A 26,123-nucleotide genomic window follows, 5' to 3' on the forward strand; every position below is an offset into this window, starting at 1 on the left:
AATCTTTATTGTTCAATCAACCCAACTTACTCTACCGTCACTGACTTGGCCAGGTTGCGTGGCTGGTCGACGTCGGTGCCTTTGATCACGGCAACGTAGTACGACAGCAGCTGTAGCGGGATTGTATAGACAACGGGTGCGATGATGTCTTCTACGTGATTCACGTTCATTACGCGCATAGTGTCGTCTGATGCGAACTTCGAGTCTTTGTCGGCGAAGACATAGATGATGCCGCCGCGGGCGCGGACTTCTTCAACGTTCGACTTCAGCTTTTCAAGCAGCTCGTTGTTCGGCGCGACGACGATGATTGGCATGTCGGCGTCGATCAGGGCCAGTGGGCCGTGCTTCAGCTCGCCTGCGGCGTAGGCTTCGGCGTGAATGTACGAGATTTCTTTAAGCTTAAGTGCGCCTTCCATTGCAATTGGGTACTGTGAACCACGACCCAGGAACAGTGAATGGTGCTTGTCGGCGAATTCTTCTGCCAGCGCTTCGATGCCTTCGGCCATGTTCAGTGACTCTTCCAGCTTGTTTGGCAGGGTCTTGATGGCGTTCACGATCACGCTCTGGTCGCGGCCTTTTTCCTGTGCAATTGACGCAGTTAGCATCAATAAGCCCACTAATTGCGTGGTGAAAGCTTTAGTTGACGCAACCCCAATCTCGGCACCGGCTTTGGTCATAAAGGCCAGATCAGATTCGCGTACCAGTGATGAGCCCGGCACGTTACAGATGGTCATAGAGGCCATGTAACCCTGCTCTTTCGCCAGGCGCAGTGCCGCCAGTGTATCGGCAGTTTCACCAGACTGAGAAATGGTCACAAGTAGGCTGTTTTCGTGTACGAACGACTCACGATAGCGGAATTCAGAGGCGATCTCGACATTACAGCTTACGCCTGCGTATTGCTCAAGCCAGTAACGCGCCACCATGCCTGAGTGGTAAGAGGTACCACAGGCAATGATCTGAACGTGCTTAACGTCTTTGAAGATCTGATTAGCCTGATCGCCAAATGCATCTACTGAGACTTTGTCGCCGTCTAAACGCCCTTCCAGCGTATTGCGTACGGCCATTGGCTGCTCGTAGATTTCTTTGAGCATGTAGTGGCGGTATTCGCCTTTGCCCGACACGTCCTGAGAAATGTTGGATTCAACCACTTCACGCTCAACCGGCTCGCCGTTGATGTCGTAAATTTCCACTGTTTCGCGGGTGATGCGCGCCACATCGCCTTCTTCTAAGAAGATAAAGTTACGTGTCACAGCAAGCAGGGCCAGCTGATCAGACGCGATGAAGTTTTCACCCAGACCCAGGCCGATCACCAGTGGGCTGCCAGAACGGGCAACGATGATTTCGTCGTCGTTGGCTTTGTCGAATACCACAGTACCGTAGGCACCTTCCAGCTGCTTCACTGCCGCTTTGACTGAGTCCAATAAAGTGGTGTGCTGCTGACGCAGTTGGTGGATCAGGTGGACCATGACTTCGGTATCTGTGTCAGACACGAACGTATAGCCGTCGTCTTTTAATACTGAGCGCAGTGACTCGTGGTTTTCGATGATGCCGTTGTGGACCAGCGCGATCTCTTCATTAGAGATATGTGGGTGAGCGTTTACTTTTGTTACACCACCATGTGTTGCCCAGCGTGTATGCGCAATACCCGTATGACCGCTAACGCCTGCCTCGGCCACAGCCGCTTCCAGGTTCGCCACTTTACCGACTGCCTTAACCGTATTCAGGGTGCCTGCATTGCTTAATGCCACACCCGCTGAATCGTACCCACGGTATTCAAGACGCTTTAAACCTTCGATCAAAATACGGTTAACAGGACGTTCTGCTACCGCACCAACTATTCCACACATAAATTCTCCATTATTTGCACTTTGTGTGTTGTCACTCTACCTCTGCACAGATCAGCTGCACGCCACGGGCCTCGATCGCCTGGCGCAAGTCAGCAGCCAGGTTGTTGTCGGTGATCAAGGTCGTGACCTGATCCCAGGGCAATTCTAAATTCGGAATTCTGCGGCCGATCTTTTCAGATTCGACCAGTACAACCACGTCACGGGCTGCTTCGGCCATGACCTGGCTGAGTCCCACCAGCTCGTTGAACGTGGTGGTGCCCCTTGCCACATCAATGCCATCGGCACCGATGAACAAGGTATCAAAATCATAGGAGCGCAAAACTTGCTCGGCAACCTGCCCCTGAAAAGACTCCGAATGCGGGTCCCAGGTGCCACCGGTCATCAATAAGGTTGGCTCGTTTTCCAGTGCCAACAAGCGGTTGGCAATATTAATGGCATTGGTCATCACCACCAGCCCGCGCTTTTGCGCCAGCTCCGGGATCATCGCCGCCGTTGTGCGGCCGCTATCGATGATGATGCGGTGATGGTCTTTAATCAATGTAGCTGCCGCTCTGGCGATTGCCACTTTACGTAGCGTATCGCGCTCATCATCGCCTTTGGCGACTATCTCTTGTGGCAGCGCCACCGCACCACCGTAGCGACGCAGTAACAGGCCGCTTTTTTCCAATGCGGTTAAATCCTTTCGAATCGTAACTTCTGATGTGGCAAATTCACTGGCTAATGCCTCTACACTGACTTCGCCCTGAGAATTCACCATGGCAAGAATTGTATGTCTGCGTTGTTGTGTATTGCGTTTGGTCATCGTGGTTTTATATTAGTTATAAGTTTCGTTTCGAACGTTGCGAAATTATAGTCGAAACTTACGATTCGAAACAAGTTAAATTTTAATCATGGTTTTTAGGTTTGGGATTGAGTATGAATTGGGCATAAAAAACCGACCTGCTGTGCAGGCTGTGAGGGGTTCCCGGCTCTTTGGCCGGGATAACGTTAGAGGCTCGCAGGCCGCAATGACTGCTGCTGTGGTCAATAAAGCGCTCTGTGACTTTATTAAGCTTGAATGATAGCCGGTTTGTTTAACTTCACATCCGTTAGCAGGATGCTAAAATACGCGGGTGTATCAAATATGGGAAAATGTGGTGTCGGCTCGGATCAGACAAGAATGGCTACTTTCGCTGTGCGGCTGGACGCTGGTGATTGGCTTTCTGACCTTTATAGACTTGCTACACGACTGGTCGGTCCCAGAAGACGAGCGCCTCAATAACCCGCTGTGGTGGGCTGTGCAGGAATGGGGGCTGTGGTATCTGTTGTCTCCGTTGGTTTTCCGCGCACTGGCGCAGCTTGAACCCGCTCCCCGGGTAAACACCCATTTATTTTTAAAAATCATGGCAGGCGCCTACCTCATAGCCATGCTGTTACAGGCCCTGTTTGATCTGGTGGCGCTGGACGACCCCATCGCCTATACCCTCTACTACTTTGCGCCGGCACATCTGCTGGTTCTGTTTGTCCTCACCATTTTATGGCACACCCAATTTCGCACCATTGCGGAGCAAAACCAGGCACATCCTGTGCTGTGGGCAGATCAGGGCAAAGACAAAGCGCCTGTCGCGTTTGATGACATTACCCATGTCACGGCGGCCAGTAACTATATGGAGATCCATACGCGCACACAGCAATACCTAAAACGTGGCACACTCAAAGAGCTGATGGCGCAGCTGCCGCCTCAGTTTATCCGCACCCACCGCTCTCATGTAGTCAACCTGTACGCCATAGACAGGATCCAGAACAAACCGTCTGGTAGTGCCATTATTCAGCTCAGCGGTGGTGCTCAGGTTGCGCTAAGTAAAGGCTATAAACAGGATGTAAAAGCACGGTTTGCACAAAAAGTCTGAAATGCACCCTGTCCATTCGTCCCACATCCGTCGGGATTAGCAAACGCCTCACATCCATTCATCCCTGCCAGCCACAACTGGCCCCTAAGCTTTTGTTTCTCTTGGTTTGAATCCCTTAAAATAGGACAAACTTTCAAGGAGCGTTATATGTATCCAATTAAATCAGCTCTGCTGCACTCGCTGCTGGTGTGCACCCTGTTTACACCGGTTTATGCTCAGCAGCAGGCCGACAAAGTGTTTGATCAGGCTGCGCTGGCCCAGTTTAATGCCCAGCATGCCCTGGATCTGCTCAACCAGCTACCCACTTTCGTGCTGAGCGAAGGCAACAATGAGCGTGGCCTCAGCGGTGCCAGCAGCAATGTGCTGATCGATGGCACCGTGCCCTTGTCCAAATCCGATTCCATTGAAACCCTGCTGCGTCAGCTGCCAATCAGTCAGATAGCCAGCCTGGCACTCTATACCGGCCAACATCCGTTCAGCCAGCTCAGTGAATACACTCAGGTGGTGAACATCACAACCAAAGCTCAGGGTGCCACCCTTGACTGGCGCGCCAAATTGCAGTCACAGCACAGCTACCATGAGCTGAGCGAAGCCATGCTGAGTATGCAAACCCGACTTGCTCAGTGGCAGCACACGATGAGCGTGAAATGGGTGAACAACCATGCCTATTCGTCTGGTGAACTGGCCCTGTTTTCTGATCCACAGCAGGCCCCTGAGGTGCAGCAGGAGCATTTTTCTGAACGGCAACAGGGGGCTCAGCTCGCTCTGATCAGTCGTAAACAGCTCAAACACGGCACATTGCAACTGAATGCTTCGGCACAACACATCGACTGGCTGACCCGCTATCGCTGGACACCCGCGCTGCCAGCCCCCATGAATGGCACAACCGACGACGAAGCGGAGAAGGAATACGAGCTGGGTTTTGACTGGCTAAGAGAGACAGCCTCAGAGTGGCAGCTTCAGCTCACAGGCCTTGCCAGACGTGAGCAATCGGACTTGTCTATACAGGAATGGCAACACCTGGAACCAGCATTAACCACCTTTGAGCAACGTGAGCGTGCGCGTGAACAGGTACTCAGACTGGCTTATGGCAACCCGACCCATGCGCTGCAACCCAGTATCGGTATCGAAGGCAGCTACAACTCAGTCACCGCCGACACACAGGACGATGGCGACGTGCTCAGCAGCAAGGTCACCGAAACCCGGTTTGAGCCGTTTCTGGCCGCCAGCTGGCAAATTGCACCGCAATGGCAAGTATCGGGCAAACTCGCGCTGGAGCAGGCAACCCTGAAATCCGGTATTCACGCTGAGCAGACGTTAAAACATCGCCTGTTAAAGCCTCAGCTTAAACTTGGCTACGACCTCAGTGAAGCCTCACAACTGACTTTCAGCGCCCAGCACCAGGTTGAGCAGCTGGACTTTGGACTGTTTCAGACTTCCCAGAGCAGTGGTTTTGTACGTACGCAAAATGGCAGCGAGCAGCTCAAACCCATGCAGTACACCGAGCTGATGCTCACCTGGCAATATGCCCGGGCCGATCTGTTTGAGTTTACGCTCAGCCCGCTTTATCAGTGGCAACAGGATATCCACGAATATCAGCTTCAAGCCAATGGCAATGGTGCCATCGCTAACGCCGGGCGCGCCCGCTACTTTGGTCTGGACAGCGAGTGGAGCTTTAATACCAGCCGCCTGCTCAGCGCCAGCCGCATTGAACTGAGCTACACCTGGCGCGATGCGCGTTATGAAGACCCATTGACAGGCACGCGACCCATTACAGATCTGACCCCGCACGAGTTGATCATTGGGTTCCGTCGCGATCAAACTCGGTTATCCTGGGGCGTTGAGGCCTTTTTGCCTACCCGTCTGCGAGAATACTTTCATGATGAAGTTTTTACAGAGCGCGCCAGTACTGAGCTCAGTGCATTTGTACAGACCCAGATTGGACAGGGGTTGTCACTCAGGGCCGAGATGAACACCTTGAATAAGGCAAAGTATCAATATGTCAGAGCACTTTACGCGCCGGACCGCAGCCAGCCACTGGCAAGTAAAGAAGTGCTGGATGAAAATATTCAACCGCAATTCAGCCTGACACTCAGTGGCCGCCTCTAGCCGGGGACGGCCACTGGCCGTTGCAGAAAAATTCAGCCATAATGAGTTTGATAAATATAGTTAAATACAAGGAAGAACACCTATATGACAAGACTCATCGGCTTTTTTCTCATCATTTTGGTATCGGCATGCACGCAGGCCAGTATCACCCCCTGGATCCCATTTGAGCTGGACAATGGCCACATAAAAGTCCCGGTGACGGTGGCTGGAAAACAGAGCATGGCTATCCTGGACACCGGTGCCCAGCTCAACGCCATCAACCAGAATTTTATCGACTTCCACCAACTGAACCTGGCGCACCATGGCCATGTCCAGATCCAGGGAGTGCATGATACTGAACGCAGAAAGCAATATGCCAATGTCGACGTGGAGATATTTGGGATCAAAACCAAACTGAGCCAGCTGGCAGGAATAAACATGGGCAATGCGCAGAATAGCCTGCTGATTGGCTCGGGGTTTTTCAGCCAGTTTGTGGTTCAGATTGACTACCCCAACAGCCGCATACGTATGGTGACCCGAGATGTGATAAACGTCGCCAAGCACGAAAACATCAAAACCCAGCCACACAAAGGCTCGGGTTTACCGATTGTTCAGGTTGAGATGGCTGGCAAAAAAGTCTGGCTGTTACTGGATACCGGCAGCAACAGCGGCGTGTTGATTAGTCGCCGCCTTGCCGAGGGGTTGGACTTGATCGGGCCGGAAGACCGCCAAATGGTGTCGCAGGGTGTCAATGCGCAAAGTGCGCTGCGAGCCACCCAACTGGAAGAACTCACATTCGGTCCATTTGTGTTGTCAAACGTACAACTTGCCTACCCGGAAAAAGGCCATAAACTCACTTCCCTTAAGCAATATGCACACACTTCAAGCATGATCAAAGGCAAAAGAGTCAAAGGCATACTTGGCTACGATGTGCTTAAGCATTTTCTGGTTACACTGGACTATGCACGTGGCAACATGCATTTGAGCGTACCAGAAAAGCTCTGAGCGGATATTTTCTGCTTAACCGGGCCTGCTCGTCTATACTTAATGACCACAGTAAGTAAACACGAGGAGGTCCCATGACTCATCGTATCAGTGCCTACTTAGACACACACCTCATCCCTTATCGCGTCATCGAACACGTCGAAAGTCAGTCGTCATTTGGTTCAGCTTATCTTAGCCAGATCCCCTTACCCCAACTGGCCAAAGCGGTGATGCTGGAAGACCACGAAAGTAAACGTCTGATGGCTGTGCTGCCAGCCAATTACAAAATCAGCCTGAGCAGCCTCAGTGACGCCCTGAAACGGCGCTTTCACCTGATGAAAGAACGCCAGGTATATCGGTTGTTTTCTGACTGCAGCCCAGGGGCAGTACCGCCCATTGCCGATGCGTATCACCTGGATACGGTCTACGACGACCTGCTGCTAAACCAGCCCCATGTATACATAGAATCAGGCGACCACCGTCACCTGTTAAAGCTCGCACAGGCCGATTTTCGCCAGTTGATGGAAAACGCCAAACATCTGCGATTCAGTCACGAAACGATGCATTGACGTACCCCTGCGCTTTGCAACGCAGGCGCACCGCTAAAGTGTTTCTTTGTTCAGGGGCATCACAAATCGGCAATGGCCGTCGCTGACATTGCCGATCATTTCATCGTAGGCCGTTTCCATATCAAACGTTGCCTGCGTAGCACCCAATTCAGCCAGCACCAGTTCGGCTTCGCGCAGGGAGTTGTAGGTCATGGTCTTGCCCTGACGATCAGTCAGTAAATGATAGTTGCCCAGCGCATCCAGTCCACCGGCAAGATAATGGTTAGAGTCGGCATAGCTGAGGATCACGGCATCCATATGGTTCTGATCAAGCTCGTTTTTTAGTTCGGAACGTAACATAAAAGCCCCCTGACGGTACGGAATTAAGATGCAGGGCTGAGCCCTGATCACAAAGGTAAGTTTAGCTCAATTTACGTACAGTTCTGGCAGAGCGATCAACCTGGCCCAACAAGAGTGGCAAAAATTCCCAACTTATATACAATCAAAACAAACAATAATAACGCCGAATAGCCGATGTCAGTCAGAATTTTTCTCCTGCTGTTAACCCTGATATTACTCAGCGGTTGTCAATCTACCCGCTCAGAGCATGCCCCGGAAGAACACCTGACCGGTCACACTACACCCGCGGCCCACATTGAACCTGACCGGCCTTTGCCTGCACTGCCAACGCCCCATACCAGTGATGACGTCTGGCAGCGTATTCGCATGCAACTCAGCTTTGCCAGCTCGACCCACCCCAGAGTGCTGAAGCGGGTTAACTGGTATCTGCAACACCCCAAGTATATGCATACCATCAGCGATCGCGCCCGGCCGTACTTGTATTATCTGGTGAATGAAGTTGAACGTCGCGGCCTGCCCATTGAACTGGCCCTGATGCCGCTGATAGAAAGCGACTTCAACGCCCAGGCCTACTCAGAAAAACATGCCTCCGGGCTATGGCAATTGACACCTTTGATTGCAAAACACTATGGCGTGACCATAAACCCCTGGTTTGACGGACGACAAGATCTGCTCCAGTCGACCCAGGCGGCGCTCGATTTTCTGGTGTACCTGCACAAACGCTTTGACGGAAACTGGTATCATGCCATTGCAGCCTACAATACCGGTGAAGGACGGGTCGCCACCGCCATCGCCCGCAACCGCAAGGCAGGTAAACCCACAGATTTTTTCTCGCTGAGCCTGCCAAAGCAAACCCGACATTATGTGCCTAAACTACTGGCCGCGGCCGCCTTGCTAAAACAACAGCGTATGCACTTTCCGGCCATCGACAATCAACCCGCCTTTACCCAACTGGCTCTGGAAAAAGCCGTGATCTTGCCCGACCAACATGACTGGGCAGAATTAGAAGTCCTCAACCCCGGTTTTCGACGCTTTCCGGTACTGCTTAACGGACCAGGTCATGTGCTGGTGCCCACGGCTCGGGCGCAAGAGTGGCAACTGGCCGCCACTGAGTTTCAGGCACTGCCAGATTCACGCTGGCGGCAAGTGGTGGTTCGCCGGGGCGACAGCCTGAGCCGGATTGCCGGGCAACATAATGTGTCAGTCAGTGAGCTGCGCCAGTTTAATCAGCTCGATAGCGATATGATCCGCATTGGTCAGACGTTACTGTTACCGTCACGCGAAGAAAAACTGGACTATGTAGTCAAACGCGGCGACAGTTTGTGGCGCATCGCAAAGCAGTTTGGCGTATCGGTCAAGGACCTGAAGCGCTGGAACCAGCGTGACAATAACCGCCTGCGGCTGGGAGAAACACTGGCCATTCATCTCTCAGCGCCCTAACCAACTGTGAAAAGGACACGCCGCATGACACAACAGGAAACCACATCAAGCACTCAGCATGACGACCAAAACGTGACGGTTTTACCAGATCCTGACCAGCCGGACGAGATTCATCACCCCAAATCCAAGCGGTTTTTTCAGGGTAAGCAACTGCGGCTGTCTCGCTCCAAAATGAATACGGTGCTGGCCTTGTGTGCCATGTTGATCTCAGCGGCCTCTTTTTACGCCACCTATATGCAGGCGAAAGCTGCACAGGAGCAGGTGGCCGCGGCAGAGCGGCAATTGGAAGCCGAAACCTGGCCCTGGCTGCAATTCAACTACAGCAACTTTGATCTCGAGTCAGAACGACCCAGGATCACCGTAGGCATCCTCAACTCGGGCACCGGCCCGGCCCTGATAAAGTGGGTGCAATACCATTACCGGGGCCAGACCTACGACTCCATCATCGCCCTGTTTGATGCCTGCTGTAATATCAGTGCGTATCGTGAAGCACTCGACAGCGCGCAGCAGGATGACAATGACATTAACATGCTGGCCAAATTTGGCTGGTACGTTACCAGTCGGGCCGAGCACTCGCTGCTTGCAGATGGCGCCTCTCTGCCTCTGTTCACCATGCAAAAAAGTAATTTTAACAACCACTTATGGGATAAAATCGACAGCATGTCTGAACAAGTCGAGGTCTATACCTGTTATTGCTCACTGCTTGAGCAGTGCTATATTTCTACAGTCGACTCGCATGTATCCCCGGTTTCCGATTGCACCGCGGGTAAGCTGACACTCGCGCAACGTGATAATTCATCCACAGTGGAGCATTAACGGGTTTGTTAAAACGTCTTTTATCTAAACATCGCACGTCATCACCTGCCGTGAGGCACATTTGCCACTTTGAAGGTGTGATCGACCACTTATATTTAGATACCCGGGGTAATCCCACCATAGGTGTAGGCTTTCATGTGACCTGCCAGGATGCCTTTACCCGGCTAAGCTTACGGGACAAACGCACCAACAAACCCGCCAGCCGAACGCAAAAACAGCAAGAATACAACACATTAAAACGCCTGCCCGCAGGGAAAACAGCCCGATGGTATGCGCAACACTGTACTTTGCACCTGCCACACAGTGAGAGTATGCGCCTGCTTGAGCAACAGATCGCTGCTTTTGAGCACGAACTGGCGCGCCTGATTAGTCCCAAAAATGGCTATATCCGTGCCTATCAGCAACTCCCGGACAGTGTTCAGCTTGCTTTACTGGACCTGGCATATAACCTGGGTACACCCAACCTCAGCAGCCGCTGGCCCAAACTCTTGGCTGCCTTGAAACGAGAAGACTGGCGACAGGCGGCGGATGAATGCGCACGTAAACACGTGAGTAAAGCACGTAATCAGGCCACCCGGCAGTTGTTTATACAAGCTGCCAGCAGCGATAACCTGATAGCCAGGCTGTTCCGCCGGTTGTGGAGCAAGCTGTGCCGCTCGTGACGCTGGCCGATCTGTTTTTCCGTTTTAATGCCATCGGATTGCTGCTTGCCCTGATGCTGTTTAACTGGCCAAGGTTGAACCAGGCTGAGCGCTGCCTCAGCACGGCACTGGCACTCTGCCTGAGCCTGTTTTTACTCCTCACTCAGCCACTGCCCGAATGGCGCTTTAATCCACTGCGTAACCTGTTTCTCGCGGGGACCGAACTATTGCCACTGATGCTCTGTGCATCGGCCTGGTACCTGATCAACCAACGCGTTCCATGTTGGCTGAACAAATCCTGGGGGCGCTGGTTGCTTGGCGGATCCCTGCTGGCCAGTAGCAGCGTCTTCCTGCTCTACGGCAGCGATACCCATTGGCATACGGTGATGCATTTGCTCAGTGCGCTGGCGATGTGTGCCACTTTGTATTATTGCCTGGCTAATTTTAATGATGATCTGGTCAATCACCGCCGTCACCTGAGGTTAATTTTAGCGACCTTTGCCCTGCTACACTGCTTGTTGCTGGTCGGGTTTGAGCTCAGCGCCAGCCTGATCCGGCGCGACCCGCTCTTCTTGCTGGCGAATGCTATCCTGGTGTTTTGTTTATTGCTGTTGGTGACCTGTCTGTCACGTCCGTCACGCACCTCTCGCCAGGTACATGCACAGGCTGACACCCAGCCAGTCCCGGTAAAATGGCAAAGTACCTATCAGGCGCTGAATACCTTGCTTGAACAGGGCATCTATCGTGAGCCAGAACTGACCATAGGGACCCTTGCCGAGCGCCTGGCGATCCCGCCTCACCAGTTGCGTGTGCTTATCAATCAACAGCTTGGCTTCAACAACTTCTCACAGTTTGTTAATCAGCATCGCCTGGCGTATGCCGCTAAACAACTGCGAGATGTGACACAGGCCCGCACAGCCATTCTGAGCATCGCCTACGAGGCTGGGTTCAATTCGATCGGCCCGTTTAATCGCGCTTTCAAGCAGTTTTATCAGCTCACCCCGGGGGAATACCGCAAGCAAGCCCTTAATCAGCCGCAGATAAGCGAAAAGACTCTATAGGCTGATAGAGCAGCCCCCGGGTATCACAACGATATGAATGATAAAGATGAAACTGCGTAACCGACAATATCAACGGGGTCATTGGCGCATGCACCACAGGCTCAGTTTTGTGACCGCGAAATAAGGTAATGTGCGGCGAGAAAGGCAAGCGATCGCGATGCAGCCCTAGCTCAGTACCTAAAGCCCGTAGCGGCTCAGCCAGCGCACGCAGCTGTGATGGCACCGGCTCGGGGCGTAAATAGAAAATCCCATTGCCCGACCAGTAGCCCGTATGGGCAAAGGTGAGCGTAAATTCAGGAACCTGCAATTGGCGGGCAAACGCCACCAACTCTGCGTCGTGCTGCGCCTCAACCTGGCCTAAGAAAGCCAAGGTCAGGTGCCAGTTTTCCTGCTTAGTTGGGGCTTTGCTGGCACTCACTTGTGTCCGCAGCCAGGCAGCAATCTGCGCCTGACCGGGCTCATCTACTTCAATGCCAAAAAACAGGCGTTTTGTCATACGTTACTCCCGGTTGTTAACCTGAGTATCGCTCAATACCGGTTTTTTCCCAACCTCATGCGTCCATCGGACAGTTACTGTGCGCGGGCATAGCGTCGCTCAATAAACAGGCCAAGCAGGCCGGCAACGAACAACACCATGCCGATAAACTGCATCCAGGCATTGCCTGCACGCGGCACACTGCGCTCTTGATCTGCCTTTAGTTCAAAGTAGCGGCGTCCATTTTCTACCGGTTGTACAAAGGCACTGCCGCGATACTCAAAACTGAAAAACAATTCTGGTGCCTGACGTTTTTGGTACATTAACCGCATTGCGTCAAAGTCTTCCCGACTTGCTATTTCAGTTTCACTGACATAGCGCGACCAGCGGGTATAAAGATCCAGCGGCTCTCCCTCGCGCAGTTCACCATGAGAAAAGTACTCGTACTGATGCTCCGGCAGAAAAATAGTCCGATAGCCACTGTAAAACAGCGCACAGCCCAGTGAAATACACACCAGTGCCGTTATCAGCCAACTGCGTCTGCGCGCCAGCCGGTGCTTATCCAGATTCTGATACCAGGCCTCAATATCCGGGATCTGCGTGAGATTCTGTCTGTCTCCTTGCTCAGTTAGCCCTGCCATAAAGCTGTCCAGATCCAGTTGAAGTGCTGCCAGCAGTTTTCTGAACACGTCATTAGACGGTATGGAGTGGTCGTTCTCCAGTTTCGATAAATAACTCTGCTCGACCGCCATTTGCGTTGCCAGTTGTGGCTGACTCAATGCTTGCTGTTGTCTTAATTGTTTGATGTATTGTCCGAGTGTCATGACCAGGTCCTTATGTTGTTAGAATTATGGCCAGTCTTGGTAAGTCATGGATTAATGACAAGATGAATATCCAAGCATACGCAGGAATACAGCACCATACCAGCCTCAAACCACTTAGGATCCAGGAAAAACCGGTGAAAACTATCGAAAAAATCGCGTGACATTGCACACAACATCGCACCATTTACCTGTCATTTTTAATTTCGGCTAGCATTTTTCATTTTAAGTAAGATTTAAAAGCATATTTATCAGATAGTTAAATAAACTTATTGCGTTAAGGAAAGAAAATGAAATCCCTAATTAGTGTGCTGATCTTACTGCTGACTACGCTACTACTCTATTTCGGCTGGCCCGTTTACCAGTTTTTTGCTTTTAATCTGCAAAAAGTACCGGTACTGGCCTCAGCCACACCGCTGCCCGCAGGGCCGCTGCCCTATCAGGCAAATCATGCGTCCGAGCATGCGATTTTCGCCAACAAAGCCGAAGCAATACTCAACACAGTCCGGGCCGCCAGTAATGCGCCTGGGATCTCGGCGGCCGTGGCCTATCAGGGGCAGCTGATCTGGCAAGGCGCTTTGGGCTATGCCGATATTGCGACACGCACACCGCTGACGCCAGAGCATCAGTTTCGCATTGGCAGCACCTCCAAAGCGGTAACCGCCACATTGATGGCAAAACTCATGCAAACTCAGGGCTTTCAATTGGATACTCCCCTAAGCGACAGCCTGACGCCGCTCCCGAATCCGGCATGGCGAGATATTACGGCGCGCCACCTGGCATCGCACAGCGCCGGATTGCCTCATTACAAAGGCAACGAAGACTTACTGGGGTTTTATCATTCGCTCAGCCTGACTCATCAATTTGATCGTGTACAGGATGCCGTGGCCTTATTTGATGAAGGCCCGCTGCGCTCAGTACCGGGCGACGCCTTTTATTACTCCAGTTACGGCACAGTGCTGCTGAGCGCGGTGCTGGCGCAGCATGCTCAACGGCCGTACCTGGATTTATTGCAACATCATATATTCAGGCCACTGGGTATGACACGCAGTGGCGCTGAGTCGACCGCTGACAAGCTGGCCACCTTTTACTTTAATCGTCGTGGGCAAGATACGCAGTATATTCCGTGGCGCACAGTGAATCTCAGCCATCGCCTGGCCGGTGGCGGTTTGATCAGCACACCGAGCGATCTGGTGCGGCTGGGCAGTGGTTATCTGGACCCCAGCTACTTACACACCGATGTACGTGCTCAGCTCTGGACACCACAGCGCCTTAATCACGGCAAGGTGAATCCGCAAAACTATGCACTGGGGTGGCGCCGTCATGAGTACCAGCCTGGCGATACGCCATTATTTACCTACTACCACCACGGCGGCGTATCACGCGGATCACAAAGTATGTTGATTGTGGTGCCTGAGCATCAGCTCAGCGTGGCGGTCAATATCAACAGCAAAACCAAACCGTTCAGAACTTTTGGCCAGGCGTCATTGTTACTGGCTGACGCTTATGTGCAGCTAACAGCGCAAACTCAGCGTGATGTACCCGATAAGCTTGTCAGCGCAGCCTCCAGTACTGCGTCTTTACCGGCAAAATAGTCCTTTGCCATCAGAGCAACTGGCAGGTCAGGCGCCACCCATACCCGGCTGTCCTCTGCTGCTCCCTGTTGATGAAATTGCGACGAGATCACCCCTATTTGGCCACTGTAGGGTAAAGTAAACCAGCCTGCTTCGCCGATGGCATTAGGCCGAGTACCTGAGGGTTCGCCAACCACAATAGCGCTGGTCAGCTTATCGATCCCCATTAGCAGATCATGGCCAGCCGAAAAAGTATTACGCCCTGCCAGGATCATCAACTTGCCACCTGGTTTGAGCGCCTCAAACAGCACCGCTGTGGCGATGGTACTGGGCAACAAAAAGCCATTTCCCCCGCTGTTATCGCGCAGATCCAATATAAAGTGTTCGGCTTGCCCGGCCAGCAAGCGCTCACGCAGTTGCTGATTAAAGACATCCAGCGACATATCCTGGCGTTCATGCACCGCATTAAAGTTCACATACAGCGCCTTGTGAGCAGGCAATAGTTTTGACCAGTAAGGGCCTGAGTGCGGATGCTGGCGTGGTAATTTAGGAAAGCCATTGAACTGCATAGCTCGCGGGGTCAGTATCTGTTGCTGTGCTTGCTGATCCTGGCCTCTGACTGTCAGTGCGATTTCATTGGTCTGTTCAATGATCCCCAGCCCTTGTAATACCGGGGCAAGACTCAAATAGTAGGGCCCCAGCCAGGCTTGCTGCATATTGTTGTCTCGCGGATTGACCTCTCCCGTTTTCGCCAACGCCTGTAACGCAGGTGTGTTGCCTATGGTCAAAACCTGCATGCCGACAAGATGCTGATACTCTGCGTCGGCCGCCACAATAAACAGCCCTTCCTCAAACAGATAAAACTGCACGGGCAACTGCTGATAATTACCCACTTTGCCCCATGCCGGAATGATAAAGTTGTGGCCATTTTCCAGCATGCCGAGCAGCTGCATCAGCTCAAACACAATTTGCTGATCGCGCAAAGCGGGAATGCGCTTATCAATTTGCGCCACTTTGTGCGCAAAGGCCTGCTCACTCATGCGATGGAAGGCCGATACATGTAAACGCCGGATCTCTGCGGCCAGATAATGCAGATCATAGCGCCAGCGTGCATCTCTGTCCGACTCCGCTGTGGGCTCTGCTCCCACTAACCGGCGAAAGTCGGCGTCCTGTGCAAATGCAGCAAAATGAGGATTCGGCTTGCGACTAAACACACCGCGGCCCGTTAGCGAAGGTTTATCATCCCAGCGCGCCTGGAGCGCTCGCTCCAGCCACATCATGGCATTGTGCTTGTCTTTGAGCGCACCATAGAGTTCCGCCAGGGTCATCATCATATCATTGGGGTTATCATGCCATTTAGGCAAACGTTGCAGCCGCACGCCCAACTGCAATGCCTTTTTGAGGGGCGCAATGGCGTCCTGCCAGCGTTGTTGCTGCCGATAACCCAGGCTCAGTAAATACCAGGTGACCCCATCGTTTTGGTAGTCTTCGGTCAGCGTGGTGGCCAATTTAACGACCGCAGGCCAGTTTTCCTGCTCAACCAGCGTGAACAGCTGCTCTTTACTATGGTAATAGCCAACCGGATCGCGCACCTGATTGGGCAAAACCGGGATCTGATACGCATCGTTATGATACCCGGGTGTGCCTCGCGATGGCGTTGCCTGTGATTGCTGACCACTCAATACGATGAGTCCAAGTAGTCCAAAAATGACTTTATACATTTGGTTCTCCTTCTAATCTGAGAACCAATGTATTGAAAAAATTACTTTTATTCGTTCAGGATCCGGATTCTGTACGTGTCAGGTTAATCAGACCGTTGACTGTACACGACAATGCGTACGATACCGGGTGGGCGTCATGCCCGTGCGTGCTTTGAAGGCCTGATTGAAGGTCGACTTGGCATTAAACCCATTGTCCATCGCAATGCTGAGTATCGAGACCTCAGCGTACGCCGGATCGGCCAACTGTTCCTCTATCTGCTCAAGCCTGATTTCATTGATATAATTAGAAAAGTTATTATTCGAGACCGAATTAATCGCCCACGAAACCTGCTTAACACCCAGTGATAGCTGATCCGCAATGTGCTGAATACTCAGTCTTGGCTGACAAAATAATGCCTGCTCCCTTATTTGTGCATCCACTGCTTCAAATATCGACTGGGCTAACTGCTTGTCCTGGGCCGCTTCTTCGGGCTGACTCAGTGCCTGATACTGTGCCAGACGATTAAAAAAGTGCGGCTGCTTTATCACCCCCACCAGCAACAGGGACAAAATGCCAAAGAAGCCCACCTCATGCGCAAAATACCAGTAGGCTTTCCATGGCATAGGCGTTATGGGCTGAACATTCATGCGCACAAAATCAGTCAGACTCAGTACAACATAACCGCCGAGCAACCAGGTCAGCCAGCTCAGGCCAACCGTAGGTGCGTCAGCATGTACCTGATACACCGTGTCACGATAGTCACGCAGCAGCTTCAAAGACGCCACCAGATAGCACAGTAGCATTACGCTCCCCAGTGCAATAAGCGGCTGAACAAAGTCGGTCAGGCCCAGCGAAGCTAACGGAAGCAGTAAATGACGGCCAGACTGCAGGCCACTTCCAGATGCCCCCACCAATGTTCGGACACTGAGATACCAGACTGGCCCCATGGCCACAGTAAAAGCCGGGGTAATGACATACCCTGCCAACGAATAACCAGCACTTTCAAGCACGTTGGCAACACAGAGTAAGGCCTGAAATACAAAAAAGAGCACCAGGCAACGGCTTTTCGGGTTTTGCCACACGAGTATGGCGGCAAAGCACATTTGCCAGGCAAAGATCACCTGAAACAAAGTCAGCCCTGAAATACTAAGCGGGGTGAGCATGTTTAACTCTTTATTATTGTTATGATTTACTTCACAGTTATTTAAACTGTACTGTCTCGTTGCTGCGCACATAGGTACGCTGCTCCGGCTCAGTCCAGGTGCCCTGCTTGAGATACTGGGTGGATACCGTAAAGCGACCCTCTTTAAACCGACTAATGGATTTTACCTGAGTAATGCCGTCTTTGCTGCCGGTCACGTCCTCAACGGCCACAAACTCAGTAGGACTGAGTACGTCTATCGTCCCCTGCGTATAAAACCCGGCGGTGGTGAAATAGTAAAAAACCAGGGCGCTTTTACTCTTATCCCAGAAAATCAGAGACTCCCCACCATACATACCCGCATTAATAGAATGCAAAGTACGCACAGCCGTACCATTCAGCGCGCGCTCCCAGCGACTGATATCACGCATCGGCGGCTGGCCTGCCGGCACCGCGAAATCGGCCTGCCAGGTCCCAAGGAAAGGCTGAAAGACCGCCAGCTCTTGAGCGAGCAGCTTGGGGGGATCGTCTGCTGCCAGTCCAGATAGGCTGCACAAGCCCAGTGCCAGGGTATAGATCCAGTACTTTATGATACGCGTCATGAGGTCGTCCTTTGTTGTGATTTTACTAAAAAGTAGCCAATGGACCCTGAAAACACAAAAAGCGCCCCTAAAGTGGCCCTCAAGGTGCGCTTTTGTCTCTTAATTGCTTAATCGGCTTTTTTATCGGCAGAAAAGTACTTACGACGCAGCATATCGTGGATCACCAGCTCTTGCTCACGACCATAGGCCTTGAACATCCGGTTATTGTGCATATGCAGTAACGACCCCAGTAACGTATCTTTAGTGCAATTGAGCTTGCCTTCATCGATCATACGATTCAAGACCGTCACTACTGGCTCTGCTGCCAGCGCCCATTGCGACAAGATAGTAAACAACGCCTGTTGCGCTTCATCCGCTTGTGCCTCAACCTGCAAAGTCAGCAGCGCAAAATCTTTATCCAGTTGTGCTTCATAATCACGATATCGATTCCCCAGCTGCTTACGCAGTGCACTGGTTTCATTAAACTCTCTGCCAAAACCGTCGCGTAACTGGCTGATCAGCGCAAACCGACCCGCTTCATCGTATTCAAACAAATCCAGCAGTTTATGGGTGTGTGCCAACGCCATACGCCAGCGCACATCCTCACCGTACTCATCAATCAAGGCACAGGTTTTAGCGATCAGCTCACTGTCATACATAAACAGCGACTCTACCAACGCCATGGATTCAGGTCCGCCGTAACGCTCCACTTCGCGCTCGTAGGTCATCAGTTCGACTTTATGTAGCTCGCCGCTCTCAACTTTGGGATCCAGCAGGGCATTTAGTTTAGGCAACAGCTGACCGCATAACAGCCCAGGGTCACCATGGAAACGCAAACGCAGATGCCAGTCCGGATCGCCATAACGAATAAAGAACCACTTGTCGTAGAGGTCACCACTTTGCTCAATCATGGGTAACAATTCTTCCGTGAGCAATTGTTCAACCAGCGAATTACCCGAGTATATCTTCAGGCTTAACCACTCAGATCCCGCACTAAAGCGACGCTTTAACGGGGCTGCGGTAATGTTGCCTAATGGATCATCGCTGAAATGACGATGTGGTGGCGCATACTCGTTGGAAAAAGGAATGATGACTTCATTGCTGTAATGATTGCCTTGTGCATCGACCACTCTGGAGGGAAAATGCTGACTGATCACTTCTTTGAGCTCAACCCGACGATGGCCTTTTGTCTCAGCCAATAAAATCGCAAACATATCCGGGTTACGTAAATCCAGCTGTAACACATTGTCAGACATCGCAAAGCTGACCTGCGGATCAAGCTGATAAGTTGCCAGTAAGGCATCCAGCTTAGCACGATCGAACTGACCTTTTTTACTGATGGCTTCCAGTTCAGTTCTGTCGATCCGCCAGGTTTTTTCGCTCAGGATCAGGTTATCCAGCATCAGGCGTGGCACGAACGATGCCCGCTCCAGACTGGCTGGCAACTTAAACTGCGGTGGTCTGCCATCCTGATGTTGTAACATACACAGGAACTTATAAGCACTCAGGCTACGAGCAGAGTAGTTATGTGCGCTCGACAATCGAGGCACCACCTGTTTGTTAAGTCGTTTACTCCAGAGCTTGACTTGCTGCCCCTCTACCCAGACATATAGATCACTGAGAGGGATCTGATATTCATCATCCAGTGCACTGTCGGCCAGGAACACAATTTCATACTGGCGCAGGTGCGGACGCGCGATGACATTACCGGGACGCCCTTCCGGCATGTGCACGACTTCAGCAAAGATCACCCCGTCGCTGTGCGCCTGTTCGGCTGCCAGGTGTGCCACCACATTGTTTTTAAGGCCCTCATCCAGATGACAAAAACGGCCCAGCAAATTGGCCGCAGAAGGACCATAACAGCCGTTAAACTTGTTGACCGGATTGCCACGTTCATCCTGATACAGACTCACCATAATAGCGAATGAATACGGGAACTTAGCGACAGCTTCTTTGTTGGTGATTTTTTGCTTCAGTTCTTTGCCACGCAATACCACACAATCTTTACCGCGATTTTGAGGCTGACTCAGGGCATCTTCAACAATGCCATCCAGCACGCTGACTTCCGGCATAGTCTGCTGAGCAGAGCCGCCTCGGGCCAGATTTAGTCCAGCCACCAAAGGGGCCTCGTAACCGGTTTCAGTAGAGATGCCTATCCCGGACTCGTCGTCGAGGATTTTATCAAGCGGGACAAACTGACCTTCAAAACGGGCATTAAACTGGGTCATAAACTGACTCAACGAGTTGCCCTGCTCAGAAACACTCAGACCGGCGATCAGTTCCAGTTGTTTTTGCAAGCGCAAGACTTCCTGCTCTGCAAGCTGGCAGTCATTAAAACTCCGATATATATCACTCTGGAAGAGCTTATTTTCCTGTACCTTCACCGGCAGACTTTGCAGATGAGTCAGCAATTGCTTATAGGGCGCGATGTCCCCGGTTTTTTGTGCATCCAGCGTATCGATTTGTGCCAGTGCCGTGGCGAGCTTATCCGCCGTGTCGAGTTCTTTTATTGCGGTGATGGATTTTAATAGTGCGCGATCCGGTGATTCACCAGTCAGCGGCAGTGGGATATCAGCCAGTAACACGCCCTCATCAATCAGGTCCTGGATGTAGGCTTCCACTTCTTCCTGATCGGCTTCATCGTATTCGGCACAAAACTGCGCCACCAGGGCATTGAAGCTTTTGCCATCGCGTGCGACGTCCAGCACAAAACGGAAGTACTCGTCACTTTCAACCGCGCTCAGTCGATACTGCATGGTCTCTTCAGACAGGTAAGTTTCTATGTAGCGACACTGCTCAGCAATAAAATAGTGAGAAGAGTTCGGCTTATACGTCAGCGTATCTGAGCGTGAGGCATGCTTGATAAAGTGATCTTTCAGCGCAGTGAGATAAAACATGTCGAGCCGGGTTTTACGGCTGTCCTGCGTTAACTCAGCAACGTTCAGTTCGGTTTGCGGCGCAATGCTGCCCTGATGGATCCCGGAAAACAGGCCAAATGGGGTGGGCCGGGAGCACATGCGAACCATATATTTGATTAGCGCATGCGCCACTTTTTTTCCCTGCTTCGAGTCGGGTTTGGTACGCCACTGCTCAATCCGCTCAAGCAGAGACGGACTGGCCAGGTAAATGGCTTCTTCGACCCCGGGCGTGGCCAGCCAGGCTGCCAGCAGCACATTGGTGTCGGTATTGTCCTGCCCAAACTGTGCCAGTTGTTCCAGCCCCAGGCGAGGCGTACGAATTACAAAAAAATTATCACTTTTTAGTTGTTTAGACATCACTCACTCCCTATGCCATTAACAAACAATCAACCCAACCTGTGTCGTCATCAAACAAAGTGGTTAAAGCCAGGCCTATGCCGGCATATCCCATCAGAAAACCAAAATCTTCGTTGTATGCTTTATCTAAGCCGTTGTACGAATACAGAGATTCGACACCCCGCTCGGTGTATTGCCTAAGAGAATAATCAACCCAGTATTGCATTGCCTGAACGAAACGTGGGTGCGGCATGAGTTGATTCAGGATCTGGTAAATCACCGCCATACCATAAAAACCATGACAAAGGCCGGCGTCGGTAATATGACCGGACTGCTCATCGCGCCCGGCAGCATGTAAGCCGATTTCGAGAGCTCGCTCAACATAGCTCGGGCGATCCAGCTGCTGGCCAACCCGCGCCAGTGTCATGGCAATGGTCAGGTCACCATAACACCAACCCAGGCGTGAATGATGCTCGCCCCCTGCGCTGGAGCCAAAACACGAATGCGAGGTACAGTCTGTACTTTGCTGCTCTAACAGCCAATCACAGGCGCCCAGCAACAGGTTTGTCACTCGCTCTTTTAACGCCGGGATCTGCACCGCGGGCAACAGCGCCGCGATGATCCCGGGCACACCATGTGCCAGGCCGAGGTTATATTCGGGCTCGGTGGGCTCATCTTTATTAAAGCGATACACTGACTCTTGTGGTTGTGACCAGGTAATATGGCCATTATCAAACCGGGTGGCTGTGCTTTCTAACCCGCTGACAATCACATCATACAGGGCCGTTTGATCAGACTGCTTAGTACGACGGGAGGCATAGGGTGCAAACCCGGACAGTCCGAGTACCATTTCAATTTCACCCTGCCAAGGTTGATGATCCAGTGATTCACGAAATAGTTCGTCGACTTCTTCCAGCAGCTCTGGATCGTAATTTTCTGGATCGGCCTGATTCAAGTATTCCAGCAGCCAGGCTTGCCCCGCCAGACCATTACTCAACTCAAAACTCTGCTGATCCAACCCTTCCTGGAGCGCTTCCAGCTTCTCAGTAAACAGTGCTTCGTCGACCAGGTTTGCATCGTACTCATAGGCTTTATATAAAAACAGCAATTGACCAGCTAACCCACTCAGCAAGCCATGAGGTAAATTGGCGTCTCGTACGCTGGTACTGACTTTGTCTGTGATAATTGCAAGAAGGGTGTTGATGGTGTCGCGCTGCTGCGTCGACAGTGAAAATTGCTCAGCCATGTTCATCCTTAATCTATTCGTCTTTCGTTATTGTTATCGTGCCCGCGCCGATAAGCATGCACCCGTAATGCATGCTTACTCGTTTGTACCTGTGGAACCTTCTTTGACGTTAACCTAAAATATCCGCCTGCTCAACTGCAAGCACTCATAATTTTTACATATTGAAAACAATACCGCGGGGCGTTATTCACACACAGATTCTTCCTCCTGTGCATAGGGATCCGGTATATCTGGCTTCTTCAGCCTGACTTCCCGATCAGCTGACGCAATGGTTTCTTTACGATGCGCAATAATCACCCGGGTGATATCCAGGCGCGACACCGCTTCATTGATGTCTGACTCCAGGTTTGTATCCAGGTGACTGGTTGCTTCGTCCATAAACAGAATTTTGGGCTGTTTATACAAAGCACGCGCCAGAATAATACGCTGCTTCTGACCCCCTGACAGACTTGACCCCATGTCTCCAATCAGACTGTCGTAGTTCATTGGCATCTGGCTGATATCATCATGGATCGCGGCAAGTTGGGCACAATATACAACCCGTTCCATATCGATCGGTGTATCAAAAAAGGCGATGTTATCCGCCACAGAGCCAGACAGAAGTTCATCGTCCTGCATCACCGCCGCAATTTGCTGACGATACTGACGCGCACCGATCTGTTCCATAGGCACACCGTCAATCAGTATCTCACCACTTTTTGGCAGATTCAGGCCCAGCATAATTTTCAGCAAGGTCGATTTACCACAACCAGAAGGGCCGGTGATCGCCACGGACTCACCCGCTTCGATGGTCAGGTTAAGATCGTTCAGTACATTCGGGGTCGCATCGGAATAAGAAAAGCTGATATCACGTAACTCTATCTGACCCTTTACCTGATGCTGTTTGACTTGATCAGGTTGGAGGATCTCCTTGTCGGTCAATGCGATATCAGCAATACGGTCAAAGTGCAGCCCGACCATTTTAAATTCAATGAGCTTCTCAATCAGGTTCGCTGTTTTGTCCATAAACTGGCGCTTATACGACATAAACGCAAACAACATCCCGGTACTGAAACCGCCATCCAGCACTAAGTGCGCCGCCAGATACACCACCAGTATGTTCTCAATTCCAAACAGCGCCCGGTTGATGGCGTCGTAGCCAATCTGAAAGTTACCCAGACGAATGCTCTGGTTAATGGCATTGGCATAGCGGTTTTGCCACTGGCCTTCGCGTTTTACTTCTGAGCCAAACAGTTTGATCGTCTGAATGCCCCGCACGGTTTCCATGAAATTGGAGTTTTCTTCCGCACGCGCCATGATTTCTTGCTCACTGATATTGCGAAACGGTCGGTACATGGCAATGCGCACAATGGCATAGGCCACCACCGCTGCTAAGACCACAGCCGACAAAGTGGGGCTGTAAAAGAAGATCATGGCCAGTGTGATGATGGCCATCAGCCCGTCAATTATGGCTTCGATCACCCCAGTGGTGAGGATTTGCTTCACCTGCTGCAAGGAGCCAAAACGGGACACTACGTCACCCATATGGCGTTTTTCAAAATACGAAATCGGCAGCCGCACCAAATGATGGAAGAGGTTTGCACCGAGCTGAATATTCATCTGGTTACCAAAGTGCAGCAAGGTAAAACCCCGCAGCGCATTGGTGGCGATTTCAAATACCAGCACCAGGAAAAAACCGGTGGCCAAGACAGTTAATAAGTTCGTATCCCCGGTTAACACCACATCATCGATCACCAGCTGAATATAATATGGGGCAGCGAGGGTGAAAATTTGCAGTAAAATAGACAATAAAAAGATCAGCGTCAGTGACCGTTTCAGGCCGGTGATGCGGCTCCAGAAATCCGAAAACTGCAAACTCGGTTTCTTTTCTTTCTTTTCAAAACTCTTGGTCGGAGTCAATTCAAGTGCCACGCCGGTAAAATGCTTGGACGCCTCCGCCATAGTATACGTTTTCTCGCCCGACGCAGGGTCATGGATCACGATGCGTTTTTCGTTGGCCTTTTTCAGCACCACAAAGTGATTCATATCCCAGTGCAGGATACAGGGTGTTTGCAGTGCATCAAGATCTTCGAGTTCTATACGCAGCGGACGCGAACTCATTTCCAACTTTTCAGCAAAATGCATAATATCCAGTAAGGTTGCGCCCTCGATGGAAATACTGAACTTTTGCCTCAGTGAGGTGAGGTCGCTGTGATAGCCATGATACGCGGCCACCATAGCGAGACTGGCAAGGCCACATTCGGCGGCCTCAGATTGCAAAATGACAGGCAGTGACTTCCTTGACCAGAACTGTAACTGCTGTACCGGTGATTCGTCTTCAACGTGCATAAAAAGCCTTTTTATTCTTTTAGTTGCAGCCTACAGCTGTCCTTTAATACTAAACACGGGATCAAATAACCAACGCAATAAAGAGCGTTCTTCGACAATGATATCGGCATCGAGCATCATCCCGGCCCGCAGCGGCGTCTCCTTGCCATAAGCGGTGATCTGCTGCGCTTCCAGCGCCACCACAACCCGGTAGGCGGGTTGCTGTATCACACCTGGTGTGCTGGTTTCATCTGGCAGGATCACACTGTTACTGACTTGCTCAACGGTGCCGTTATAAATGCCAAACTTCTCATATGGAAAGGCGTGGTAACGCAGTTTGGTTTCCTGACCGAGGTTGATAAATCCAAATGACGATGTCGGCACATAAATGATCGCCTGCATCTGGCTGCCTTGCGGCAAAATACTCAGCAGGTTTTGCCCTGCATTGACACTCTTACCCACCTTACCCAGCAAGCCTGTGACCACTCCGGCTTTCGGTGCTCGCAGCTCTCCAAGACGTTGCTGTTCAACGGATGATAACTGGATCTGCAGATCTGCCTGTTGAGATTCCAGCTGGCTGAGACGCTCATTGTGCTGCAATGGCAGTTTTTCCAAATCAGTATCGTATTGCTGGATTTGCGATGCCAATGTCAGCCGCTCCGACTGAATGCTGGATGCCTGCTGTTGTAATGACAACAAAGTGTCTTTTTGTCGCTGTAATTCCAGTTCAGAAATATAACCGGTGCCTTTGAGTGTGCTGATCTGGCGCACCATCTGCTGATTCAACTGGAGTCGCTTTTCGAACGTACTCGCCTGGCTATCCAGTTCTTTCAAACGCGCTTCTGCAGTGGCTTTTTGTTGCCTGAGCTCAGTCAGTTCAAGCGCTTGTTGACGTTTTTGCTGCATGATCTGCTGCTGCAAGTTGCGCAACTGAAAATTATATTGATTGAGCAGTGCCTGATTAAGCTCCAGTGACTGAGTGCTGTGCTTCGCTGACGCAACCCGTAATAAGGGTTGATCCGCTTCCACATGGTCCCCTTCAGACACCAATACTTCAGCAATAATGCCGGTTTGTGGGGCAACCAGCTTAAGTACGCCGGTATTGGGCTCGATGACTCCAGAGACCCGCTCTTTGCGCGCATAACTGCCACTGGCAAGAAAGATGATGCTAATAACAACGACGATCAGGATAAGTAAAGCCAGTGTCTTGAACACGGGTGGTTGAACTAAACTTACAGCTCCTTCTAGCCGGTGTCTTTTACTCTCTAAGACTTCTTTTCTAAAGAGATTTTCCATAATTAACTAACACCCGATTGTTTAAGTTTTTTATTGTTAAATTTTAATTAACT

At 51.4% G+C, this 26,123-nt stretch carries 21 protein-coding genes; 9 read left to right on the forward strand and 12 right to left on the reverse strand.

The genetic code is table 11. The features are described 5' to 3' along the window. Window positions 1-26: 26 nt before the first annotated feature. Together glmS and MHN31_RS18775 are read right to left on the reverse strand one after the other, a co-directional pair. Entirely contained in the window at window positions 27-1,847 is a 1,821-nt protein-coding gene (glmS, locus tag MHN31_RS18770; protein ID WP_239445043.1) for a glutamine--fructose-6-phosphate transaminase (isomerizing), read from the reverse strand. Between the two features lie 31 nt (window positions 1,848-1,878). Continuing rightward, entirely contained in the window at window positions 1,879-2,649 is a 771-nt protein-coding gene (locus MHN31_RS18775) for a DeoR family transcriptional regulator (protein WP_010384921.1), read from the reverse strand. 334 nt (window positions 2,650-2,983) lie between these two features. Here MHN31_RS18775 and MHN31_RS24410 point away from each other — a divergent pair, with 334 nt between their 5' ends. From MHN31_RS24410 to MHN31_RS18795, 4 genes are all read left to right on the forward strand, one after another. Then, a complete protein-coding gene (locus MHN31_RS24410) occupies window positions 2,984-3,736 on the forward strand; it encodes a LytTR family DNA-binding domain-containing protein (RefSeq protein WP_125561091.1) in 753 nt (250 codons plus the stop codon). Between the two features lie 147 nt (window positions 3,737-3,883). Then, window positions 3,884-5,845, forward strand: a complete 1,962-nt coding sequence (locus MHN31_RS18785; RefSeq protein ID WP_239445044.1) for a TonB-dependent receptor — start codon at window positions 3,884-3,886, stop codon at window positions 5,843-5,845. 84 nt (window positions 5,846-5,929) lie between these two features. Beyond that, on the forward strand, window positions 5,930-6,829 hold the full coding sequence (locus tag MHN31_RS18790; RefSeq protein WP_239445045.1) for a pepsin/retropepsin-like aspartic protease family protein: 900 nt from the start codon (window positions 5,930-5,932) through the stop codon (window positions 6,827-6,829). 74 nt (window positions 6,830-6,903) lie between these two features. Next, on the forward strand, window positions 6,904-7,377 hold the full coding sequence (locus tag MHN31_RS18795; protein WP_010384914.1) for a YbaK/EbsC family protein: 474 nt from the start codon (window positions 6,904-6,906) through the stop codon (window positions 7,375-7,377). 33 nt (window positions 7,378-7,410) lie between these two features. Here MHN31_RS18795 and MHN31_RS18800 read toward each other — a convergent pair whose 3' ends face one another. Beyond that, on the reverse strand, window positions 7,411-7,716 hold the full coding sequence (locus MHN31_RS18800; protein WP_010384913.1) for a DUF6482 family protein: 306 nt from the start codon (window positions 7,714-7,716) through the stop codon (window positions 7,411-7,413). A gap of 174 nt (window positions 7,717-7,890) precedes the next feature. On the opposite strand from MHN31_RS18800, the gene MHN31_RS18805 reads away from it, so the two are divergent. From MHN31_RS18805 to MHN31_RS24415, 4 genes are read left to right on the forward strand one after another with little or no spacing between them, the layout of a single operon-like run. Beyond that, entirely contained in the window at window positions 7,891-9,156 is a 1,266-nt protein-coding gene (locus MHN31_RS18805) for a LysM peptidoglycan-binding domain-containing protein (protein ID WP_239445046.1), read from the forward strand. Window positions 9,157-9,180: 24 nt separating this feature from the next. Then, complete coding sequence (locus MHN31_RS18810; RefSeq protein WP_239445047.1) at window positions 9,181-9,972, forward strand: hypothetical protein; 792 nt, start codon at window positions 9,181-9,183, stop codon at window positions 9,970-9,972. A 5-nt stretch (window positions 9,973-9,977) separates the two neighbouring features. Next, the gene (locus MHN31_RS18815; protein ID WP_239445048.1) at window positions 9,978-10,634 is read left to right on the forward strand and encodes a hypothetical protein; all 657 of its coding nucleotides are present in this window, start codon (window positions 9,978-9,980) and stop codon (window positions 10,632-10,634) included. Next, on the forward strand, window positions 10,622-11,674 hold the full coding sequence (locus tag MHN31_RS24415) for a helix-turn-helix domain-containing protein (RefSeq protein ID WP_239445049.1): 1,053 nt from the start codon (window positions 10,622-10,624) through the stop codon (window positions 11,672-11,674). The genes MHN31_RS18815 and MHN31_RS24415 overlap by 13 nt, the downstream gene beginning before the upstream one ends. Here MHN31_RS24415 and thpR read toward each other — a convergent pair. Together thpR and MHN31_RS18830 are read right to left on the reverse strand one after the other, a co-directional pair. Beyond that, complete coding sequence (gene thpR / locus MHN31_RS18825) at window positions 11,640-12,170, reverse strand: RNA 2',3'-cyclic phosphodiesterase (RefSeq protein WP_239445050.1); 531 nt, start codon at window positions 12,168-12,170, stop codon at window positions 11,640-11,642. The genes MHN31_RS24415 and thpR overlap by 35 nt on opposite strands. A 74-nt stretch (window positions 12,171-12,244) precedes the next feature. Further along, window positions 12,245-12,973 carry a helix-turn-helix transcriptional regulator gene (locus MHN31_RS18830; protein WP_239445051.1) on the reverse strand — a complete coding sequence of 243 codons (729 nt, stop codon included), beginning with the start codon at window positions 12,971-12,973 and terminating at the stop codon, window positions 12,245-12,247. A 287-nt stretch (window positions 12,974-13,260) separates the two neighbouring features. Here MHN31_RS18830 and MHN31_RS18835 point away from each other — a divergent pair, with 287 nt between their 5' ends. Then, window positions 13,261-14,565 carry a serine hydrolase domain-containing protein gene (locus MHN31_RS18835; protein WP_239445052.1) on the forward strand — a complete coding sequence of 435 codons (1,305 nt, stop codon included), beginning with the start codon at window positions 13,261-13,263 and terminating at the stop codon, window positions 14,563-14,565. Here MHN31_RS18835 and MHN31_RS18840 read toward each other — a convergent pair. From MHN31_RS18840 to MHN31_RS18870, 7 genes are all read right to left on the reverse strand, one after another. Further along, window positions 14,499-16,265: a hypothetical protein gene (locus MHN31_RS18840; RefSeq protein ID WP_239445053.1), complete on the reverse strand. Its 1,767-nt coding sequence runs from the start codon at window positions 16,263-16,265 to the stop codon at window positions 14,499-14,501. The genes MHN31_RS18835 and MHN31_RS18840 overlap by 67 nt on opposite strands. Window positions 16,266-16,352: 87 nt before the next feature. Then, window positions 16,353-17,408 (reverse strand): AraC family transcriptional regulator, encoded by a 1,056-nt coding sequence (locus MHN31_RS18845; protein ID WP_239445054.1) that lies wholly within the window; start codon window positions 17,406-17,408, stop codon window positions 16,353-16,355. A 37-nt stretch (window positions 17,409-17,445) separates the two neighbouring features. Then, a complete protein-coding gene (locus MHN31_RS18850; protein ID WP_239445055.1) occupies window positions 17,446-17,988 on the reverse strand; it encodes a hypothetical protein in 543 nt (180 codons plus the stop codon). Window positions 17,989-18,095: 107 nt separating this feature from the next. Next, window positions 18,096-21,242, reverse strand: a complete 3,147-nt coding sequence (locus MHN31_RS18855; protein ID WP_239445056.1) for a lantibiotic dehydratase — start codon at window positions 21,240-21,242, stop codon at window positions 18,096-18,098. Between the two features lie 10 nt (window positions 21,243-21,252). Continuing rightward, complete coding sequence (locus MHN31_RS18860) at window positions 21,253-22,467, reverse strand: lanthionine synthetase C family protein (protein WP_239445057.1); 1,215 nt, start codon at window positions 22,465-22,467, stop codon at window positions 21,253-21,255. A 183-nt stretch (window positions 22,468-22,650) separates the two neighbouring features. Next, window positions 22,651-24,795 (reverse strand): peptidase domain-containing ABC transporter, encoded by a 2,145-nt coding sequence (locus MHN31_RS18865; RefSeq protein WP_194868564.1) that lies wholly within the window; start codon window positions 24,793-24,795, stop codon window positions 22,651-22,653. Window positions 24,796-24,825: 30 nt separating this feature from the next. Next, window positions 24,826-26,070: an HlyD family efflux transporter periplasmic adaptor subunit gene (locus tag MHN31_RS18870; RefSeq protein WP_138538116.1), complete on the reverse strand. Its 1,245-nt coding sequence runs from the start codon at window positions 26,068-26,070 to the stop codon at window positions 24,826-24,828. Window positions 26,071-26,123: the final 53 nt, after the last annotated feature.

Source organism: Pseudoalteromonas sp. McH1-42 (genome assembly GCF_022347845.1).
GTDB classification, from domain to species: domain Bacteria; phylum Pseudomonadota; class Gammaproteobacteria; order Enterobacterales; family Alteromonadaceae; genus Pseudoalteromonas; species Pseudoalteromonas rubra_D.

Excerpts from the sequence above, each read along its gene's own strand:
- glmS (WP_239445043.1), bottom strand. The coding sequence starts at position 1,847 with ATGTGTGGAATAGTTGGTGCGGTAGCAGAACGTCCTGTTAACCGTATT.
- MHN31_RS18775 (WP_010384921.1), bottom strand. The coding sequence starts at position 2,649 with ATGACCAAACGCAATACACAACAACGCAGACATACAATTCTTGCCATG.
- MHN31_RS18785 (WP_239445044.1), top strand. The coding sequence starts at position 3,884 with ATGTATCCAATTAAATCAGCTCTGCTGCACTCGCTGCTGGTGTGCACC.
- MHN31_RS18790 (WP_239445045.1), top strand. The coding sequence starts at position 5,930 with ATGACAAGACTCATCGGCTTTTTTCTCATCATTTTGGTATCGGCATGC.
- MHN31_RS18795 (WP_010384914.1), top strand. The coding sequence starts at position 6,904 with ATGACTCATCGTATCAGTGCCTACTTAGACACACACCTCATCCCTTAT.
- MHN31_RS18800 (WP_010384913.1), bottom strand. The coding sequence starts at position 7,716 with ATGTTACGTTCCGAACTAAAAAACGAGCTTGATCAGAACCATATGGAT.
- MHN31_RS18805 (WP_239445046.1), top strand. The coding sequence starts at position 7,891 with ATGTCAGTCAGAATTTTTCTCCTGCTGTTAACCCTGATATTACTCAGC.
- MHN31_RS18810 (WP_239445047.1), top strand. The coding sequence starts at position 9,181 with ATGACACAACAGGAAACCACATCAAGCACTCAGCATGACGACCAAAAC.
- thpR (WP_239445050.1), bottom strand. The coding sequence starts at position 12,170 with ATGACAAAACGCCTGTTTTTTGGCATTGAAGTAGATGAGCCCGGTCAG.
- MHN31_RS18830 (WP_239445051.1), bottom strand. The coding sequence starts at position 12,973 with ATGACACTCGGACAATACATCAAACAATTAAGACAACAGCAAGCATTG.
- MHN31_RS18835 (WP_239445052.1), top strand. The coding sequence starts at position 13,261 with ATGAAATCCCTAATTAGTGTGCTGATCTTACTGCTGACTACGCTACTA.
- MHN31_RS18840 (WP_239445053.1), bottom strand. The coding sequence starts at position 16,265 with ATGTATAAAGTCATTTTTGGACTACTTGGACTCATCGTATTGAGTGGT.
- MHN31_RS18845 (WP_239445054.1), bottom strand. The coding sequence starts at position 17,408 with ATGCTCACCCCGCTTAGTATTTCAGGGCTGACTTTGTTTCAGGTGATC.
- MHN31_RS18850 (WP_239445055.1), bottom strand. The coding sequence starts at position 17,988 with ATGACGCGTATCATAAAGTACTGGATCTATACCCTGGCACTGGGCTTG.
- MHN31_RS18855 (WP_239445056.1), bottom strand. The coding sequence starts at position 21,242 with ATGTCTAAACAACTAAAAAGTGATAATTTTTTTGTAATTCGTACGCCT.
- MHN31_RS18860 (WP_239445057.1), bottom strand. The coding sequence starts at position 22,467 with ATGGCTGAGCAATTTTCACTGTCGACGCAGCAGCGCGACACCATCAAC.
- MHN31_RS18865 (WP_194868564.1), bottom strand. The coding sequence starts at position 24,795 with ATGCACGTTGAAGACGAATCACCGGTACAGCAGTTACAGTTCTGGTCA.
- MHN31_RS18870 (WP_138538116.1), bottom strand. The coding sequence starts at position 26,070 with ATGGAAAATCTCTTTAGAAAAGAAGTCTTAGAGAGTAAAAGACACCGG.